15 protein-coding genes and 1 tRNA gene are annotated in these 19,252 nt (G+C 53.5%); all 16 read right to left on the bottom strand.

Annotated elements, in window-relative coordinates; genetic code table 11:
• Window positions 1–245: 245 nt before the first annotated feature.
• The 16 genes from GALF_RS01915 to tyrS all read right to left on the bottom strand — a co-directional run bounded on the left by GALF_RS01915 (window position 246) and on the right by tyrS (window position 19,199).
• Window positions 246–1,142, bottom strand: coding sequence for a hypothetical protein (locus tag GALF_RS01915; RefSeq protein ID WP_013292362.1), 897 nt, complete (start codon window positions 1,140–1,142; stop codon window positions 246–248).
• Between the two features lie 76 nt (window positions 1,143–1,218).
• On the bottom strand, window positions 1,219–2,658 hold the full coding sequence (locus GALF_RS01910; protein ID WP_013292361.1) for an SEFIR domain-containing protein: 1,440 nt from the start codon (window positions 2,656–2,658) through the stop codon (window positions 1,219–1,221).
• A 282-nt stretch (window positions 2,659–2,940) separates the two neighbouring features.
• Window positions 2,941–4,038 carry a ribonucleotide-diphosphate reductase subunit beta gene (locus GALF_RS01905; RefSeq protein ID WP_013292360.1) on the bottom strand — a complete coding sequence of 366 codons (1,098 nt, stop codon included), beginning with the start codon at window positions 4,036–4,038 and terminating at the stop codon, window positions 2,941–2,943.
• Window positions 4,038–6,872 carry a ribonucleoside-diphosphate reductase subunit alpha gene (locus GALF_RS01900; RefSeq protein ID WP_013292359.1) on the bottom strand — a complete coding sequence of 945 codons (2,835 nt, stop codon included), beginning with the start codon at window positions 6,870–6,872 and terminating at the stop codon, window positions 4,038–4,040. Before GALF_RS01900 ends, GALF_RS01905 begins: the two co-directional genes overlap by 1 nt.
• 181 nt (window positions 6,873–7,053) lie before the next feature.
• Window positions 7,054–7,593 (bottom strand): 1,6-anhydro-N-acetylmuramyl-L-alanine amidase AmpD, encoded by a 540-nt coding sequence (gene ampD / locus GALF_RS01895; RefSeq protein ID WP_041938185.1) that lies wholly within the window; start codon window positions 7,591–7,593, stop codon window positions 7,054–7,056.
• Complete coding sequence (locus GALF_RS01890; RefSeq protein WP_013292357.1) at window positions 7,583–8,977, bottom strand: sigma-54-dependent transcriptional regulator; 1,395 nt, start codon at window positions 8,975–8,977, stop codon at window positions 7,583–7,585. The genes ampD and GALF_RS01890 overlap by 11 nt, the downstream gene beginning before the upstream one ends.
• Entirely contained in the window at window positions 8,964–10,568 is a 1,605-nt protein-coding gene (locus GALF_RS01885) for a sensor histidine kinase (RefSeq protein ID WP_013292356.1), read from the bottom strand. Before GALF_RS01885 ends, GALF_RS01890 begins: the two co-directional genes overlap by 14 nt.
• A 2-nt stretch (window positions 10,569–10,570) precedes the next feature.
• The gene (locus GALF_RS01880) at window positions 10,571–10,780 is read right to left on the bottom strand and encodes a PP0621 family protein (RefSeq protein WP_013292355.1); all 210 of its coding nucleotides are present in this window, start codon (window positions 10,778–10,780) and stop codon (window positions 10,571–10,573) included.
• A 45-nt stretch (window positions 10,781–10,825) separates the two neighbouring features.
• Window positions 10,826–11,788, bottom strand: coding sequence for an octaprenyl diphosphate synthase (gene ispB / locus GALF_RS01875; RefSeq protein ID WP_013292354.1), 963 nt, complete (start codon window positions 11,786–11,788; stop codon window positions 10,826–10,828).
• A 106-nt stretch (window positions 11,789–11,894) separates the two neighbouring features.
• Window positions 11,895–13,160, bottom strand: a complete 1,266-nt coding sequence (locus GALF_RS01870) for an MFS transporter (protein WP_013292353.1) — start codon at window positions 13,158–13,160, stop codon at window positions 11,895–11,897.
• A 76-nt stretch (window positions 13,161–13,236) separates the two neighbouring features.
• Window positions 13,237–13,313: transfer RNA gene (locus GALF_RS01865), tRNA-Ile, on the bottom strand.
• A gap of 8 nt (window positions 13,314–13,321) precedes the next feature.
• A complete protein-coding gene (rpoD, locus tag GALF_RS01860) occupies window positions 13,322–15,289 on the bottom strand; it encodes an RNA polymerase sigma factor RpoD (protein ID WP_013292352.1) in 1,968 nt (655 codons plus the stop codon).
• A gap of 95 nt (window positions 15,290–15,384) precedes the next feature.
• A complete protein-coding gene (dnaG, locus tag GALF_RS01855; RefSeq protein ID WP_013292351.1) occupies window positions 15,385–17,142 on the bottom strand; it encodes a DNA primase in 1,758 nt (585 codons plus the stop codon).
• A 73-nt stretch (window positions 17,143–17,215) separates the two neighbouring features.
• On the bottom strand, window positions 17,216–17,659 hold the full coding sequence (locus tag GALF_RS01850; protein WP_013292350.1) for a GatB/YqeY domain-containing protein: 444 nt from the start codon (window positions 17,657–17,659) through the stop codon (window positions 17,216–17,218).
• Between the two features lie 21 nt (window positions 17,660–17,680).
• Window positions 17,681–17,893 carry a 30S ribosomal protein S21 gene (gene rpsU, locus GALF_RS01845; RefSeq protein ID WP_013292349.1) on the bottom strand — a complete coding sequence of 71 codons (213 nt, stop codon included), beginning with the start codon at window positions 17,891–17,893 and terminating at the stop codon, window positions 17,681–17,683.
• Window positions 17,894–17,999: 106 nt separating this feature from the next.
• Entirely contained in the window at window positions 18,000–19,199 is a 1,200-nt protein-coding gene (tyrS, locus tag GALF_RS01840) for a tyrosine--tRNA ligase (RefSeq protein WP_013292348.1), read from the bottom strand.
• Window positions 19,200–19,252: the final 53 nt, after the last annotated feature.

The following is a 19,252-nucleotide window of genomic DNA, read 5'->3' as shown; positions in this document are numbered from 1 at the left end:
TCTGGTTGTTGTGCAATATCAATGTTATCCAGCAATTCGATCAATCTGTCATGCCTGCTAGTCGCTGGTTATTAATTTCCCGAATGGAAATAAGGGAGGTGCTGATTAAATCGTCTTGCGAAGAGCGGCCTTTAGCCGCGAACAGCGAGTGGCGGGACGTGGCAAACCAGAATTCGTTATATATCAAAACACTGGATTGTCGCGCAGGTTCTGTTGAGCGCAGGGTTCTACATCTTCGCTAAGCTTCACTTTGCGCGCCCTGTAACGACGTGACGCTCAAGCGCCACTAAGCCAGAGTTTCGAGAGACAAGTTTCACTCGCACATCGTCCCAATCGAGCAGTAGCGGCACAGATTCTTGTTGCCCTTGCGGGCCAGTTCTGAAGGCCGTGAGCCCGACAGTTGAGCCATCGCTTGCTTTGGCATAGTTTGATAGATGATCTTGAATTGTTTGCCTTGCAACTTTTACTCGTTCGGCAACATGGCTACGAACAAGTTTGTGAAGATCACCAATGCACTGCAGATACTCACGGATGACAAGCGTCAGAACCACCTTTTCTGGCATCTCATCAAGGATCGTCGCCTTGAATCCAGTATTCGCGCCCAAGTAGTGACGTTCAGCAAACGGTCGAATTGAGAGCTCAAGCTCACGGCTTTCTCCTTCCCCAATCCACTTTTTTTCAAGTCTCAAACTGTGAACCGCTAGGCCACAATGCTGGACATGATTTCGTAACGCCTCAAGGAATCGATACCCGAAAGTGGCGTCGTAATGATTGTGCGTTCGCTGCTTGAATTCGGAACGAGCCTTATTCGGCTCAGTGGCACAATCTGATAGACGTTGTGGAGCTTGGTCGAGGTAAAGACGAGTTGCCGTCAGCAAGTTTACAACACGCCGATTAATCGTTGATCGCAGCTCAAAGAAGTCATGGTACTCATTCAAATCCCGAACTGCATTAGAGGCTGTAGCTGTGAGCAATTCCTGTTCAACTTCTACATAGTTGCCGATTAAGAGGTCATAGGACTCCTCAAGTGCGAACGCTGCGGCAAGAACGACGCGAGCTTGGGATGCAGCGTCAAACTGCACGTCACTGATTGGCAACTTTGGCACAGGACCAAGCACGTTCTTGCGAATATAGGCGTTCATGATATCCAACGTGGAATTAACCGGCTCCGCGCTTTTGCGGAGCCCGGGTTGAATGTAAAGTTAGACCACGCATCGTTCATGGTTTAGTGGCGATCTCGTTAAAACCAAGGAGTCCCGAAGGACTGAGGGTTGTGAACTCCCATCTCGGTAAGCGTTGCCTTTCTGCACCAAATGCTTCCAATAGTGGTGCAAGCGCTGCCTTGGACTCCACACCCAAGAGAATCTTTGCTCTTTCGAAATAGCTTGTTGATCTGGAGCGCGCGAATACTTCGAGTGGTCCAGAGTGCCTTACGATATAGAGAAGTGTTTCTGGCCACCAATGCCACTGGTCGTTTGGCCTGTCAATGTTATCTCGCATGAACAGAATAAAGTCGGCCTGCATTAGGTACCTGAACTCGATTCCAGAGCCTTTAGAACGCTGTTCGAGTAGGTCGGCGCGAAGAGATAGCCGACGTAGCTCAAGTCTCTTGTTTCTATGTTCAAGAGACTTTATGTATTGGTGAAAAACCTCGAACGGTACCATCGCATCCTTGCCGTATTCCGAACGCCCGGAGACGTAGTATTCGTTTGCCATGAGAAAGGCAGCGGATTCAAATCGTTCATAGCGAATTAACGTTGCCAAGGCGTATAGAAATAGTTCGTGAACGATGAATTTAAAGTTGTCAAAATCCCATTCTCTATGGCTGCTAATGTTCTGTGGTCGCTCAAGGTATGGAATGATGCGTTCAAAGAATCGGTGAATCGCTGTCCGAGTTTCAAGTGAATCACGATAGAGGGCAAGACTCAGAAACAACTCAATTGCCTCGTTTCTATAGGGCAAGAATGCCTCAATATTTCGAATTACCTCATCGTCAAATGGCTCAATTGATGCGTCGATACGGAATTTTTCTAACTCATCTGCAAGCGTTGTCAGGTAATCAATCATTACGGCCTCGGCATTGTCACGTCCGCTCTTGATTGCATCAAGCGCACGCCTCTGTCGCGACGAAGTACCCAATGAGACTGCTCGCTGTTCCTCAGAAAGAAACCCCGGTTTCTGACCAAGACTTGGTTTTTTATAAAGGGGTTGTTCGTACACCCAACGAATCAGCTTTTCAAAGTTCTCAGCTTCCAAGCTTGGATCGCTGAAGTCGATGTAAATACGAGAACGATAATAGACAGGAAGATATGCCTTTCCTTCATCGTCTCGCTCTTTGACTATTGCGACGAACTTGTCTTGTGCTTGGCTACGATAGATTTCTGGTGAAATGATCTGAGTTTCGGTTCCTACGCCACCACTTCGGCCATCTGCTTTGTCAACGTAAGTTTTGTCGCAGATGAGCGCGACCTTTTTTATTTCCGGGTCAGAAACCATGCGTTCCATGAAGGCGTGGGCATCGTGACCTTCTTTTAGATCCCATTTGTCGAGGACCACATCGATACCGGACTCTCGCAAATCAGTTGCAAGCTGAATGACCCAAGCCTCGTGATCTTGGCTCGACCAGCTGTAGGAAATAAAAAGCTTTGGATTACCCATCTAATAGCACCTTGGTCCAACGTTTAAGTAGACAGAATTATTCAAACATATGCAGGGGAGTATTCTGTATTAAAGGTCATTTTCAGTAGTTACTATCTGATTTTAAATAATTATTCTTGCTTTATGCGTCCAGCAATCCAGCATGTTCAGCACAACACTAGAATGTCAGTATTTGGCACGTAGCCGTGGTAGCTGCCAGTAATCTCGATGGAGCAAAGCCTAAAGTAACAGTTTTTATGGCAAGGACGCCCCTGATTCAGGAGCGTCCATTATGGTGACAGGTTAATCCCAGCTCAGTGTGCCGCCGGTCTGATATTCGGTGACGCGGGATTCGAAGAAGTTCTTTTCCTTTTTCAAATCAATCATCTCCGACATCCACGGGAACGGATTAGTCGCCCCCTGATACAGAATATCCACGCCGATTTGCTGGCAGCGGCGGTTGGCGATGAAGCGCAGGTATTCCTTGAACATGGTGGCGTTCAATCCCAAAATACCGCGCGGCATGGTGTCTTCCGCATAGGCGTATTCCAACTCCACGCCCTTTTGCATCAGGCCGCGAATTTCCTCACGGAAGGCCGCCGTCCATAAATGCGGATTTTCCATCTTGATCTGATTGATCAAATCCACGCCGAAATTCAGATGCATGGATTCATCGCGCAGGATGTACTGATATTGCTCCGCAGCCCCGGTCATCTTGTTCTGGCGACCTAAAGCCAGAATCTGCACGAAACCGACATAGAAGAACAGGCCTTCCATGATGCAGGCGAACACGATCAGGCTGCGCAACAGTGCCTGATCCGCTTCCGGCGTGCCGGTCTTAAACTCAGGATTAGTCAGCACATCGATATACGGCAGCAGGAATTCATCCTTGTTACGGATGCTCGGTACTTCGTGATACATATTGAAGATTTCGCCCTCATCCAGTCCCAGACTTTCCACGATGTACTGGTAGGCGTGGGTGTGGATCGCCTCTTCGAACGCCTGACGCAGCAGGAACTGGCGGCATTCAGGATTGGTGATGTGACGGTACGAGCCCAGCACGATATTGTTCGCGGCCAGACTGTCGGCCGTCGTAAAAAAGCCCAGATTGCGCTTGATCAGGCGGCGCTCGTCGTCAGACAGCTTATCACTCTTCCAAAGCGCGATGTCGGCCGTCATGTTCACTTCTTGCGGCATCCAGTGATTGGCACAAGCGGCCAGGTATTTTTCCCATGCCCATTTGTATTTGAACGGCACGAGCTGGTTGACGTCCGCCTTGCAGTTGATGATGCGCTTGTCTTCCACGCGGATGCGAGCGGATGCGGCATCGGTCGCAGCAGACGAGCTCAGTGTATCCACAGCGGGATTCGTTGTTATAACTTCATCGTCAAATGTCAGCATTATTGGCAAGCCTCGCACTCAGGGTTATCAATCGAGCAAAATTGCGTTGTCTCCGCCGGCGCATCGCCGACCGACACCGCATTCAGTGCACCGGCACGTCCGGTTGATTTCTCAGCCGAGGTCGCACCCAGCGTGCGCAGATAATACGTCGTCTTCAAACCGCGCACCCAGGCCAGTTTGTAAGTGTCATCCAGCTTACGACCGGACACGCCCGCCATGTAGATATTCAAGGATTGTGCCTGATCGATCCATTTCTGACGGCGCGATGCGGCTTCAATCAACCAGGAAGGCTCCACTTCGAAGGCCGTGGCATACAGGCTGCGTAATTCGGCCGGGATGCGGTCGATCTTGGCCAAACTGCCGTCGAAGTATTTCAGATCGGAAATCATCACTTCGTCCCAGAGCCCCAGTCGTTTCAACTCTGCGACCAGATGGTCGTTGATCACGGTAAATTCACCGGACAGATTCGATTTAACGAAAAGATTCTGATAGGTAGGCTCGATACAGGCCGACACGCCGATGATGTTGGAAATCGTCGCCGTCGGCGCAATCGCCACACAATTCGAATTGCGCATGCCGTATTGACCGATGCGGGCGCGCAACGCGTCCCAGTCCATGCTAACCGAGGTATCCACTTCGACGTATCCGCCGCGCTCTTCTCTTAACAGATCGAGGGTGTCCTGCGGCAGGATGCCGCAATCCCACAAGCTGCCCTTATAGGAGGCGTAACGACCGCGCTCTTCGGCCAATTCGGTCGATGCCCAGTAGGCGTAATAGCACACCGCTTCCATCGAACGGTCAGCAAATTCAACCGCTTCCATTGAGGAATAAGGTAGACGCAACTGATGCAGACAGTCTTGGAACCCCATGATCCCCATCCCGACCGGACGGTGCTTCAGGTTGGAATTGCGCGCTTTAGCGACCGCGTAGTAGTTGATGTCGATCACGTTATCCAGCATGCGCATCGCGGTGTTGATGGTGCGGCGCAGCTTGGCGTGATCGATCTGACCTGCCAGATCGTGTCCTTCAGGATACAGATGGGCGGGCAGATTCACTGAGCCCAGATTGCATACGGCGATTTCATCCGCGTTGGTGTTCAGCGTGATTTCGGTACACAGATTCGAGCTGTGAACCACGCCCACATGCTGCTGAGGCGAACGGATGTTGCAAGGATCCTTGAAAGTGATCCACGGATGGCCGGTTTCAAACAGCATGGTCAACATCTTGCGCCACAGGCTCGCGGCCTGAACCGTCTTGTAGAGTTTGATTTGTCCGGCAGCCGCTTTTTCTTCATACGCGGTGTAGGCGATTTCGAAATCGATACCGAACAGATCATGCAGATCCTTCACGTCCGACGGCGAGAACAGCGTCCAGTTGCCGCCTTCCATTACACGTTTCATGAACAGGTCGGGAATCCAGTTCGAGGTATTCATGTCGTGCGTACGACGACGGTCGTCGCCGGTGTTCTTGCGCAGATCGAGAAACTCTTCGATGTCCAGATGCCATGTTTCCAGATAGGCGCATACCGCGCCCTTGCGCTTGCCACCCTGATTGACCGCAACCGCCGTATCGTTGACAACTTTGAGGAACGGCACCACACCTTGCGACTCGCCGTTAGTACCCTTGATATGCGCACCGAGGGCGCGCACGGGCGTCCAGTCGTTGCCCAGACCACCGGCGAACTTGGCCAGCAGCGCATTGTCTTTGATGGCGTCGTAAATACCTTCCAGATTGTCTTCCACGGTCGACAGATAGCAGGAAGAGAGCTGCGAGCGGCGCGAACCGGAGTTAAACAGCGTCGGCGTCGAGCACATGAAGTCGAAACCTGACAGCAGACGATAGAACTCAATCGCACGCGCTTCGCGGTCGATCTCGTTCAGCGCCAGCCCCATCGCCACACGCATAAAGAACACCTGAGGCGCTTCGATACGCGTACCGCCGATGTGCAGGAAATAACGGTCATACAACGTTTGCAGCCCCAGATAACCGAACTGCAGATCGCGCGAGGCATCGAGCTCTGCTGCCAGTCGCGGCAGGTCGAAACCGGCCAGTTTTTCATCAAGCAATTCAGCGGCAATCCCGCGCTTGATGAATTTCGGGAAATAGTCCGCATAGCGTGTCGCCATGTCCGCAGGGGCCACATCTTCGCCCAGCACTTCACTGCAGATATTGTTCAACAGCAGACGCGCTGTGACGAAATTGTAAGCCGGCTCTTTTTCGATCATCGAACGCGCTGACAAAATCAGGCATTTGTGCACTTCATGCAGCGGCACGCCATCGTACATATCCTTCAAAGCGACTTGCAGCACCAACTCCGCATCAACCACCTCACCCAGACCTTCGCAGGCCGATTGAACCAGCACCGACAAACGCGCTAAATCCAGCGGCTGCACGACGCCGTCTTTGCCCGTGACGTTGATGACGTGGGCTGGCTGCTGAACCTGAGTCTGCGCACGCGAACGGGAATGCTCTTCGCGATACAAAACGTAAGCACGCGCAACATCGTGTTCGCCGGAGCGCATCAGTCCCAGTTCGACCTGATCCTGAATATCTTCGATATGCAGCGTGCCACCGTGCGGCTGACGTCTCATCAGCGCGATGACTACGCCTTGGGTGAGTTGGTCGACCAGTTCGCGAACGCGTGCGGACGCGGCAGCCGGCCCGCCGCTGACGGCGATAAAGGCCTTGGTCAGTGCCACTGAAATTTTCGCAGGTTCAAACACGACGACCGAACCGTTGCGACGGACAACCTTGTATAAATCGAACGAGCTGTTTGCCTCTTTATCGCCCGCGGCGGACGACAAAGAGGTTGGAGCGCTAGCAGCGTTTGTCATGAGCATCCCTTAGTATTAACTGATCTGGTAAATTCGAAAACCACTATATATAGTATTTTTTTTAGCGATTGACGCTGATTGTAGTGTTACCAGAAAATTTTGCAAGCAAAAACAATCCGATTAAAATCGGCATTCCGATTTATATCAGCGAATCAACTATCTGCAGAGCGTATTGAGGAAGTTACTTCAAAGCGAGTGGCGCAAGATAACGCTGCCAGTCGAAAAACGGCCCCGGATCGGTTTTGCGAACAGGCGCAATATGGCTGTGTCCGGCAATTCCGCGTATCGGCAAGGCCATGCGCAGCGCAAGGGTCAGCTCATGAAGCGCCGCATACTGCGCATCGGTAAAGGGCACATTGTCGCTGCCTTCGAGCTCTATGCCGACTGCAAAATCATTGCAGCGCGTCTTGCCCTGCCATGAAGACAAGCCCGCATGCCATGCGCGTTGCAGACATGAAACGAATTGTATGAGATGCCCGTCGCGGCGAATGTAAAAATGCGATGACACACGCCCTTCCGGTATCGTCTGGTAATAAGGATGCGCGCGACGGTCCAGCGTGTTGGTGAAGAGCTGCTGCACGCCTTCACCGCCGAATTCATCGGGCGGCAGACTGATATTGTGGATCACCAGCAACTCAATAGGACCTGCTGCACGGTCGTCGAAATTAGGTGAGTGCAGATGCTCGCACCCACCCGCCCAGCCGGCCTGGTCAATCCGCATCATCCGCCCCCGCCGGGCTCTTGATGCCCAGTCGCTCCATACGATAGCGCATGGTTCTAAACGTCAGTCCGATCAGTTTCGCGGCAGCGGTTCGATTAAAATTCGTCTGCTGTAGCGCCTCCATCAGCGCCTCTTTTTCAACCCGGTCAAGATAGGCGGGCAGCGGATACTTGTCGGTCCGCTCTCCCACCTCAGCTTGCTCTACCGGACTCAGACACAGATCCTCAGCCGCGATCACGCCCTCCGAACACAGCGCCAGGGCGCGCTCGATGATGTTTTCCAGCTCACGGACATTCCCGGGAAAGTCATACTGCTGCAGCACGCGCAACGCCTCATCCGAGAAGCGTGTTGGCACCCCTGCGCGCAGGCGGTTGAGCACCTGCTGAGCGATTTGAGCGATATCCTCACGCAATTCGCGCAAGCTGGGCATCTGGATCGGAATCACGTTCAAACGATAATATAAATCCTGACGGAACTGGCCCGACTTGACACGCTCGGCCAGATCTTTGTGCGTCGCACTGATCAGACGCACATCCACCGGCTCTTCCGTCGTTGAACCTACTTTTCTGACGCGCTTTTCCTGTATCACACGCAGCAGTTTGACCTGCATCGTCAAAGGTAAATCCGCAACCTCATCCAGAAATAACGTGCCGCCGTTCGCCGCCTGAAAAAATCCGTCACGATCTTTATCAGCGCCGGTAAAAGCGCCTTTTTTATAACCGAAAAATTCACTCTCCATCAAGTTTTCGGGAATCGCGCCGCAGTTGACCGCGATCACCGGCTGATCACTGCGCGGACCACTCTGCACGATCAGGCGCGCAGCGAGTTCCTTGCCGCTCCCCGACTCCCCGCTGATATATACCGGCGCCTGACTACGCGCGACGCGCTCGATCAAATCACGCACTTTCTGCATGGCCGGCGCGTTACCCAGCAAGAGCTTATCGGCGGAAGGACTGGGCTGCGGCATGCTGAGGGCCGATTTCACCAGCGTGCGCAATTGTTCGAGCGACAGCGGCTTGGCGAGATAATCAAAGGCACCGGCCTTGAGTACCGTGATCGCATTTTCCATATTGCCATGCGCAGTAATCACCGCAACCGGCACATCGAGACTGTGAGCGGCGATGTATTTGACCACTTCGAGACCGTCCCCATCGGGCATACGCATGTCCGTCAAACACAAGTCATATCGATTGGCGGCCAGCTTGGCGAGCGCTTCCTGCACGCAAGCGGCCTTATCCACCACCAACCCCATTTTAAGCAGGGTCATTTCCAGCAATTCCAGAATATCAGGCTCGTCATCGACCAAAAGCACCGATTGCTGCAGTGCGGCCCCCTTGACTGAGCCCGACTGAAATTCGCGTTTTGTTTTATCAGCCATGTTCATTCACCGGTCGTTTCCCCAATCTTCTCTCGCCGAAGGTAATTCGAAAGCACGCGCCCGGTTCCGAGAACCTATCGTGGTATTCCAGCCAGGCGCCATTCGCCTCGCACAACTCACGCGCAATGTACAAACCCAGCCCCGTCCCCTGCTCCGCAGTGGTAAAAAAAGGTTCAAACAGACGGGATTGATGCGCTACCGAGACCCCCGGCCCGTCATCCAGCACATCGAGCAGCACACGCCCCCGATCCAATCCGGTCGTCAACACGAGACTGCCCGGCAATTGATGTCCGTAATGCAAGGCATTGCGGCACAAATTCCATAGCACCTGCCGAAAATGCCCCCGGTCGAACGTCACCATACTGCCTCCCTCCGCCTGCAAGTGCAGCACATCCTTCCCCACGCGCTCGGCCTGATTAAACTCTTCGACAAACACAGGCAACAACACCGCCAGATCAAATGTTTCCGGCTGTGCGCGATCGCGCCGGTTCAACTGCATCACGTCTTCGACTATCCGGTTGATGCGCTGCGTATTGTCCCGAATCAGCTGCAACAGACGCGCCTGCCGCGTATCGCCCGATTCCTCCTGCAGCAACTCGGTCGCATAACTGATGGCCGACAACGGATTACGCACTTCATGCGCCAGATTGGCCGTCAGTCGCCCCAATGCCGCAAGCTTAATCTGCTGAGCCTCGGCCTGAGCATGCTGCATATCTTCCAGAAAGATTACCGCACCCTGCGCCGCATCGCGTTCTACTCCGACAAAGCGCAATCTGGCCTGCAAGCCGCCATCCAGCTGCAAGGTGATACGGGCATTCATGGTATTGTGCTTCCATTGCACATACTGCTGATATAAAAGCGGAAAACTCTCGGAGAGCATGCTGTCAGCCGCTTCCGTGTTGTAGAGCAGACGCGCCGCGCTCGGGTTCATCTGCACGATTCTGTCATGCTCATCGACCACCAGCACGCCGTCTTGCATGTCGCGCATCACCAGACGGTTCGCCTCGGCCATCCCGATCAAATCACGACCCCGGCGCTGCGCCAGCTTCTGATTGTCCAGCGCATACTGGGCCAGCTTGTGCGCCAACCCCGCCACCGCGAAATAGGACACACACAGCAAGCCCACCTGAACATATTGCGTGACCGGCGCATCATCGTAAAGAACGGCAAAGGCGTGTTCCAGCAACGCGGCGATGCTGGCAAGCGATGCAAAGAACAGGGTTATTTTTCCGCGACTGATAATACCGGCCACCGCCATCGATACCATCAGCAGCAAACCCACACTGCTCTGTATCCCGCCGCTCGCATGAGATAACACTGTCAGTACGACGATATCGCTGCAGACCTGCCACGCCAGTTGCCATGAAAATTTAAACCAGCGCATCCGCATTGGGATAAACGACAGCGTCACGACAACCGCGTACACCCAGCCCGTCAGCAGAAACAGGTGCCCTTTGCTGGTGCCGAACAGGCGCTCAGCCTCGAAGGCGATCGCGATAAACAGGATGAAGCCGACTAAGGCTAAGCGGTAGAGATTGAAATAATAAAGTGAACGCCAAAAATCGGCGGGAATCTCGTCATTAGTGACCGGCAGCACAACTAGCCTTGGGCATCGCGGTGAGCGGCACAACAAAAGTGCGCGTCCCCCGCACTCACGCTCTCACCGGCCGGCAGATGAACGCCGCAATACGCACAGCGCACCATGTCCTCAGCGGGTTTAGGTGCTTGCGAAGGTAGATTTTTACGGACAGATTTAAACAGCAGATAAATCACTGCAACAATAGCGAACAGAAATAGCAGACGACTCATGTGTACTCCGTTGCAACGACCCGCTCCGGCAAGGATGCGGGTGAATTAGTGCTGGCGCGTGGCAGCGAAGTGCGCCAACTCCATCAGGCAGGTTTTGTATTTCGAAGCCGGCAGACCTTTAATGGCCGCGCAGGCTAATTCGACCTCGCGCATCGCTTGCAGCCTCGTAAAATCGAGCGCGCCGGTATCGTGTATGATTTTAAGCACGTCGGCGAATTTCCCCACGTCACCCTCTTCAATCGCACTGCGCACCACGGCAGCCTGCTGAGCGGTACCGTGTTGCATCGCATAAATCAGCGGCAAGGTCGGCTTGCCTTCAGCCAGGTCATCGCCCAGATGCTTGCCAGTGGCCGCTTCGTCGGCTGAATAATCGAGCACATCATCGATCAACTGGAACGCCGTACCCAGATGCATGCCGTAGGTGGCGGCAGCCGCTTCATCCTCGCTTGAGGTTTTGGCAAGGATCGCACCCAGACGCATCGCCGCTTCGAACAGTTTCGCGGTTTTGTAGTGGATCACGCGCATATAATTCTCGGCATCCACATCGGCGTCATTGCAATTGAGCAACTGCAACACCTCGCCTTCTGCGATCACATTGGTCGCATCGGCCAGCGTCTGCATGACGCGCATCGAGCCTACTTCAACCATCATCTGAAACGCGCGCGAATACAGAAAATCGCCAACCAGCACGGATGCGGCATTGCCAAACAGCGCATTGGCCGTTTCGCGACCGCGCCGCAATCCCGATTCGTCAACCACATCGTCGTGCAGCAGGGTCGCTGTGTGAATAAATTCGACGACAGCCGCCAGTTCGTGATGATGCTCGCCAGTGTAATTAAACGCGTGTGCAGACAGCACCACCAGCGCAGGGCGCAGACGTTTACCGCCGCTATTGACGATATATTCGGCAACCTGATTCACCAGCACCACTTCCGAGTGCAATTTATTGCGTATGACCTGATCGACTGAGGCCATGTCGGCCGCCAGCAATTGATTAAAGTTTTCCAACTTTCCGCCCTAATAAATTCTAAGTGCCAACAGCACCTGATTGATCGCGTATTGTCTCATAAAACGCCCCTTAGCCGCACGCAGCCAACTTACAGGAAACTGACGGTTACTCCACTTTTTTTTCGCAGCGTATCAGATACAGCCCGATCAGCACTCCGGCCCCGCTCAACAGCAGGACGTAATGTGCAGGCGCCATGGGGTCAAGCGGCAAGCACAGACTCACAAGCACCGGCGTGAGCCCGCCGAACACCGCGTAGGCCACATTGTAGGAAAACGACAAACCCGAGAATCTGACCACAGGAGGAAAGGCGCGCACCGCAGCGGCCGGAATCACGCCGATGACACCGACAAAAAATCCGCATAGCGCATACAACGGATTAATGTATTGCGGCGCAACAGCCATCTGGCTATAGAACAGCATCGCGGTAAAACCCAACATCACGCAACCGGCCGCCAGCACACGTCCCGCGCCGAAACGGTCAGACAATGCGCCAAACACGATACAACCGAAACTCAAAAACAAGGTGGCGATACTGCCGGCCTGCAACGCTGCGGCTGCCGGAATGGCATACAGTTTTTGCACCAGAATCGGCGTCATTAAAATCATCACGATGATCGCTGCCGATAGCAACCAGGTCATCGCCATCGTCAGCACCACCGAGGCGCGATGCGCGCGAACCACCGTTTTCAAGGGCAACTCGTCAGCCAATAACTTGCGGGCCTGCATTTCTTTGAATACCGGCGTTTCCTGCAACCACTGGCGCAACCATACCGACAACAAGCCGAACAAACCGCCCAAGATGAACGGAACACGCCAGCCCTCACTGAGCAACTCTGCCGGCGAATACATTTGATGCACCGCCGTCGCAACCAAAGAGCCCAGCAGTATGCCGCCCGTCAATCCTGCCGTAAGCGTCCCGCAGGCAAATCCAACATGTTTTTCGGAGACGTGTTCCGAAACAAACACCCAGGCACCCGGCACTTCGCCGCCGATCGCCGCCCCCTGCATGATGCGTAAAGTCAGCAACAAGATGGGCGCCCAAATGCCGATCACCGCATAGGTCGGCAGCAGCCCGATGACCAGGGTCGGCAGCGACATCAGCAGGATACTCAGCATAAACATGCGCTTGCGCCCCAGCAGATCGCCAAAATGCGCCATCACGATGCCGCCCAATGGACGCGCCAAATATCCCGCAGCGAAAATACCAAAGGTTTGCAACTGCCTTAACCAGTCGGGCATATCGGGCGGGAAGAACAACTGACCGATGACCACGGCGAAGAAGACGAAGATGATGAAATCGTAGAATTCCAGCGCCCCGCCCAGCGCGGACAACACCAGCGTTCGATAATCGTTGCGACTCAGAGACGACATGCACACCCTCCTCACTCACTGCGCGGCTAACTGATCAATGAAAATGGCCCAGGATTTTACGCCTGAGCCATTTATTTGGTGGGTCGTCACGGACTTGAACCGTGGACCAAAGGATTATGAGTCCTCTGCTCTAACCAACTGAGCTAACGACCCGTAAACTATTATCCTTCGCTATCTAAGAAACTCTTCAGCTTCTCGGAACGCGACGGGTGACGCAATTTGCGCAGCGCCTTGGCTTCGATCTGACGAATACGTTCACGCGTCACATCGAACTGCTTGCCAACTTCTTCCAAGGTGTGATCGGTGTTCATTTCTATACCGAAACGCATACGCAATACCTTAGCCTCACGCTGAGTCAGGCTGTCGAGTATATCCGACGTTGCGCTGCGCAAACTCTCATAAACCGCGGCTTCAATCGGCACCGTGGTGTTCGAGTCCTCGATGAAATCGCCCAGATGCGAATCATCGTCATCGCCCACCGGCGTTTCCATCGAAATGGGTTCTTTGGCGATCTTCAAAATCTTATGGATCTTGTCTTCCGTCATTTCCATTTTTTCGGCAAGCGTTGCAGCATCGGCTTCCTGCCCGGTTTCCTGCAGAATCTGACGCGAGATGCGGTTCATCTTGTTGATCGTCTCGATCATGTGCACCGGAATCCGGATCGTACGTGCCTGATCGGCGATCGAACGCGTGATCGCCTGACGAATCCACCAAGTCGCATAGGTCGAAAACTTATAGCCGCGACGATATTCGAACTTGTCCACCGCCTTCATCAGACCGATATTGCCTTCCTGAATCAGATCGAGGAATTGCAGGCCCCGATTGGTATATTTCTTGGCGATCGAAATCACCAGACGCAAGTTAGCCTCGATCATGTCGCGCTTGGCACGGTGCGAACGCGCCTCGCCATTGGTCATGCGGCGGTTGATTTCTTTCAAATCAGTGATCGGCAATCCGACGCGCTTTTGCATGTTGATCAGATTTTGCTGCTTCTCAACAATCGCATGCTGATAGCGCACCAGCAATTCGCTGTAAGGCTTAGCCGCCTTGATTTCTTGAGCGAGCCAGTCCATATCGACTTCATGCCCGACAAAGCTCTTGATAAAATGCGGACGCGGCATCTTGCTCTTCGTCACACAGATATCCTGAATACCGCGCTCGTTGGTGCGAATTTCTTCAACCAGACCGCGCATGGTGTTGCACAATGCATCCACCTGCTTGGCAGTAAAACGGAACGCCATCAACTCTTCGGTAATGCCGGCCTGATGCACATTGTATTGCGCACTCAGATAACCATACTTCTCGTATGCCTTGCCCATTTTGCTGAACAGATCAGCGATCACGGCAAAACGCGCCAGCGCATCGGCTTTTAGCTGCGCCAAATCGGCAGCAGCAGCAGCAGCACTCGCGGCGGCCATCGCTTCTTCATCTTCTTCGTCTCCATCCTCAGAACTCGACTCCTCCGAAGATTCTTCCTCTTCAGCGTCATCCTGTTCCTGATCATCGCTGGCAGTCAAACCGGATTCGTCTTCCAGTTCGATATCCACAAAACCATCGATCAGTTCATTGACGCGAATCTCATCAATTTCAATTTTGGCCGCCAAAGACAGGATTTCCGCGATCGTCACAGGACAGGCGGAAATCGCCTGGATCATGTTGCGCTGACCTTCTTCGATACGCTTGGCGATTTCGATTTCTTTTTCGCGCGTCAGCAGATCAACCGTACCCATTTCGCGCATATACATGCGCACAGGATCTGTGGTGCGGCCAAACTCTGAATCGACCGTGGACAAGGCTGCTTCCGCTTCTTCAGCAGCGTCTTCATCCGCAGCGGTCGGGGCGGAATCCGTCATGATCAGCGCTTCAGCATCGGGCGCCACATCGCAGACACGGATACCCATGTCGTTGATCATGCTCGCTACGCTCTCGATCTGTTCGACCTCGAGCATATCGGGCAGATGGTCGTTGATTTCGGCGTAGGTGAGATAACCGCGCTCTTTACCCAGCACGATCAGCGCCTTCAGACTGGTCCGTCGCGCATCGATGTCCTGCTGCAACTCGGCAAGCGGCAACGCAATCACGTCGTCCTTCTTGTCAGTTTTTTTCTTGGTCTTTTTAACCGTTACCATAATCTTGTTTCCAATTGCGTGAGACCTACGTTAGGACCGCAGAAAAGCGCGCCATTATACCCGAAAAGCACGGACACTTACACCCTTCACGAACATCAACTCTTTAGCTCGCTTACCACACCGGAATTGCCGCGCTGCAGCAATCGCAAATACTGCTCACGCTCGTCAACACTTAGTCCGGACAAACCCCCTTGCGACAATTTGCTTTGCAACGCCTGAAACTGATCGCGACGCTGCCCCTCTTCCAGCTTGCCAACCAACCCCGCAAACTCAGCGGCAACATCGAAGGAATCCCCCCATGCCAGCATTTCCGCTTCCGCCTGAGCCAGCGCTCTGGCATAACTGGTCCCTTCAAACATCTGCATCAGCGCCGGACTGCTGATTTTATAATCCGCCTCGCGCAACGCCGACAGCACCGCCACAATCGCCTCGGCATCCGCCCCCTCACCATGCCAATCGGCCGGCATATCCACGCCCAAGCCGGGTTGCGCGATCAGGCATTGCAACATCAAACGCTGTACCGGAAATGGGGTGCGCGCAGCTTTTTTCAAGGAGGGGCGCGGCGCATGGGCTATCGGCTTGATTTCATACAACGCCTCCAGCTCAGCCTGACTAACACCCGATAACGCCGCCACCTCCTTCCGAAGCAACAACGACGTGACCGGAGACACAATCACCGACAGCAGCGGCTTGGCCCGATGCAGCAATTGATTACGACCCTCCTGCGTCTGCAAATCCAACTCCGACGTCAACTCGCGGAGCAAATAACCGGACAGTGGCATCGCCTCGGCAATGCGCTGCTCAAACTCGGCCTGCCCGAACTCACGAATAAAACTGTCAGGATCATGCTCTGCCGGCAAAAACAGAAAACTCAGCAGCTTGCCATCCTGCAAATGGGGCAGCGCATTTTCCAGCGCACGCCAAGCGGCCTTGCGCCCAGCCTTGTCGCCGTCAAAACAAAATACAATCTGATCCGCCAGTCGCAACAATTTCTGAATATGATACGGCGTCGTCGCCGTACCCAGCGTTGCGACCGCATAATCGACACCGTGCTGCGCCAGCGCCACCACATCCATATACCCTTCGACGACCAGCACGCGCCCGTGAGCGCGTATCGCTTTTTGCGCCTGATACAAGCCGTACAGCTCGCGCCCTTTTTCAAACAAAGGCGTTTCGGGCGAATTCAGATACTTAGGCTCACCCTTATCCAACACACGCCCGCCGAATCCGATCACCTGCGAACGCACATTGACAATCGGAAACATGACACGGTCGCGAAACCGGTCGTAGCGCTTATCGCCATCCCCCGTGATCACAAGTCCGGTCTCAACCAGCGTAGCGCTCTGATAATCCGGAAAAGCAGCACTCAGATTCTGCCAACCCTCCGGCGCAAATCCAATGCCGAATCTTGCTGCAATCTCCCCGCTCAGGCCGCGATTTTTCAGATAATCGATCGCCCGCGTGGATAACTTGAGCTGCTCGCGGTAGTAACGGGTAGCGACTTGCATTACCTCGTATAAATCGGGCGCCACCTTTTTAAAGGACTCGCCTGACGCCTGCTGCTCATACGGCACTTGCATCCCGACGCTTTGCGCCAGATCTTCGATGGCCTCGACAAACCCCAAGCCCAGATGCTCCATGACGAACCCCACCGCCGTGCCATGCACGCCGCAGCCAAAACAGTGATAAAACTGCTTGGACTGACTGACCGTAAAGGAGGGAGATTTTTCGTTATGGAACGGGCAGCAGGCGACATAATTGCCACCGGCTTTTTTAAGCGGCACATAGCGCTCTATGACATCGACGATATCCAGACGATTGAGCAGGTCCTGAATGAAACTTTTTGGAATCATGCCGGAACGCCCTTTTCATCATGACAAAAAGCGCCCTGAAGACGCTCATTGAAAACCTGCTACGTTCAAACTACTACGAGAGCTGAGCCTTAATCAGAGCGGATACCCGACCCATATCAGCAATACCTGCCAATTTAGATTTGAGCACACCCATGACTTTCCCCATATCCTGCGGACCCGCAGCACCAACAGCCGAAATTGCCTCAACAACTGCGGCCAGCACTTCTGCATCGCCCAACTGTTGCGGCATATAAACTGCCAGCACGCCCATTTCGAATTTCTCGATATCGGCCAGATCCTGACGAGATGCCGCCTCATACTGACTAATGGAATCACGGCGCTGCTTGTTCATCTTCTCGATGATCGCAACGATATCTCCATCGGCCAGCTCGATGCGCTCATCCACCTCACGCTGCTTAATCGCGGCGAGCAATAGACGAATAGCCGAGAGACGTGCCGTATCTTTGGCACGCATCGCGACTTTCATGTCATCGGTAATTTTCTGCTTTAAATTCATTACCACGCGAACGGGTAAGACTTAGTACAGCTTAGGCGGCAGAGTCTGGCTGCGCAGACGCTTGTAATGACGCTTAACCGCTGCAGCGAGCTTGCGCTTGCGTTCAGCTGTTGGCTTCTCGTAAAATTCACGTGCACGCAAATCGGTCAACAGACCAGTTTTTTCTACAGAACGCTTGAAACGACGCATTGCGACTTCAAACGGCTCATTCTCTTTAACACGTACGGTTGTCATCTACGAACTACCTTCTACCAAAAAATTGAGGGCGCGATTCTAGCAAAACCATCCTCGCATAACAACTCATATTTCACTATGAGCACAAATAAAGCGAATTTAAAACTTATTGCACCGTGATTCGTGCAAATTTACGCTTACCGACTTGAGCCACCACCACACGACCGGCCGCTACCGTATCGCCTTTATCGTTCACGCGCTCACCGTCGAGCTTGACCGCACCCTGAACTATCATGCGCATTGCCTCCGACGTTCCGTCTACCAGTCCGGCCTGCCTCAGCAACAACGGCACGGAAATCACGCCATCGGGAGCCGCCACGGTCATCTCCGGCATATCATCAGGCAACACCCCCTTGCGAAAACGGGCATCGAACTCCTCCAGCGCAGCCTCAGCATCCCGCTGACTGTGGAATCGCGCAACAATTTCCTGCGCCAGCAACACTTTGATGTCGCGCGGATTGCGTCCGCCTTCAACTTCGGCACGCCAGCTTGCAATTTCGCTCAGACTGCGGAACGACAGCAATTCAAGATAACGCCACATCAACACATCGGAAATTGACATCAGCTTGCCAAACATATCCTGAGGCGCATCGGTAATTCCGATGTAATTGCCAAGCGACTTGGACATCTTGTTCACACCATCCAGACCTTCGAGCAGTGGCATGGTCAAGATACACTGCGCAGGCTGCCCGTAATGACGTTGCATTTCGCGCCCCATCAGCAGGTTAAATTTCTGATCCGTGCCGCCCAACTCCAAATCCGCCTTCAACGCGACCGAATCGTAACCTTGCACCAGAGGATAGATGAATTCATGAATCGCAATCGGCTGCCCCCCCTTGTAGCGCTTCGCAAAATCATCGCGCTCAAGCATTTGCGCGACCGTATGGGTCGCTGCCAGCCGGATCAAGTCGACTGCACTGAATTTATCCATCCAGGTCGAATTGAAAACGATCTCCGTCTTTTCAGGGTCGAGCACTTTAAAAACCTGATCACGGTACGACTGCGCATTTTCCAGCACCTGTTCGCGTGACAGCGGCGGACGGGTGGCATTTTTTCCGGTCGGATCACCAATCATTCCTGTGAAGTCGCCAATCAAAAACAACGCGTGATGCCCCAGATCCTGCAACTGACGCATCTTATTGAGCAATACGGTATGCCCCAGATGAAGATCCGGCGCGGTCGGGTCGAAACCCGCCTTAATGCGCAACGGACGACCCAATGCGAGTTTTTGTTTGAGCTCAGCCTCGATCAGCAATTCATCTGCCCCGCGTTTTATTACATCCAATACCTGTGTCATGTCATTCATATTTTTCATTTTAAATTCAGTAAAATCGCTAGCGCACGCCCTATTTTCCCGCC

Origin of the sequence: Gallionella capsiferriformans ES-2 (assembly GCF_000145255.1) — a bacterium.
Lineage (GTDB): Bacteria > Pseudomonadota > Gammaproteobacteria > Burkholderiales > Gallionellaceae > Gallionella > Gallionella capsiferriformans.
Note: the sequence above shows the minus strand (reverse complement) of the source record. Positions and strands in the feature narration are given on the sequence as shown.

Excerpts from the sequence above, each read along its gene's own strand:
- rpsU (WP_013292349.1), bottom strand. The coding sequence starts at position 17,893 with ATGACAACCGTACGTGTTAAAGAGAATGAGCCGTTTGAAGTCGCAATG.
- GALF_RS01890 (WP_013292357.1), bottom strand. The coding sequence starts at position 8,977 with ATGAACATGGCTGATAAAACAAAACGCGAATTTCAGTCGGGCTCAGTC.
- GALF_RS01880 (WP_013292355.1), bottom strand. The coding sequence starts at position 10,780 with ATGAGTCGTCTGCTATTTCTGTTCGCTATTGTTGCAGTGATTTATCTG.
- tyrS (WP_013292348.1), bottom strand. The coding sequence starts at position 19,199 with ATGAATGACATGACACAGGTATTGGATGTAATAAAACGCGGGGCAGAT.
- dnaG (WP_013292351.1), bottom strand. The coding sequence starts at position 17,142 with ATGATTCCAAAAAGTTTCATTCAGGACCTGCTCAATCGTCTGGATATC.
- GALF_RS01910 (WP_013292361.1), bottom strand. The coding sequence starts at position 2,658 with ATGGGTAATCCAAAGCTTTTTATTTCCTACAGCTGGTCGAGCCAAGAT.
- rpoD (WP_013292352.1), bottom strand. The coding sequence starts at position 15,289 with ATGGTAACGGTTAAAAAGACCAAGAAAAAAACTGACAAGAAGGACGAC.
- ampD (WP_041938185.1), bottom strand. The coding sequence starts at position 7,593 with ATGCGGATTGACCAGGCCGGCTGGGCGGGTGGGTGCGAGCATCTGCAC.
- GALF_RS01905 (WP_013292360.1), bottom strand. The coding sequence starts at position 4,038 with ATGCTGACATTTGACGATGAAGTTATAACAACGAATCCCGCTGTGGAT.
- GALF_RS01900 (WP_013292359.1), bottom strand. The coding sequence starts at position 6,872 with ATGACAAACGCTGCTAGCGCTCCAACCTCTTTGTCGTCCGCCGCGGGC.
- GALF_RS01870 (WP_013292353.1), bottom strand. The coding sequence starts at position 13,160 with ATGTCGTCTCTGAGTCGCAACGATTATCGAACGCTGGTGTTGTCCGCG.
- GALF_RS01915 (WP_013292362.1), bottom strand. The coding sequence starts at position 1,142 with ATGAACGCCTATATTCGCAAGAACGTGCTTGGTCCTGTGCCAAAGTTG.
- GALF_RS01850 (WP_013292350.1), bottom strand. The coding sequence starts at position 17,659 with ATGAATTTAAAGCAGAAAATTACCGATGACATGAAAGTCGCGATGCGT.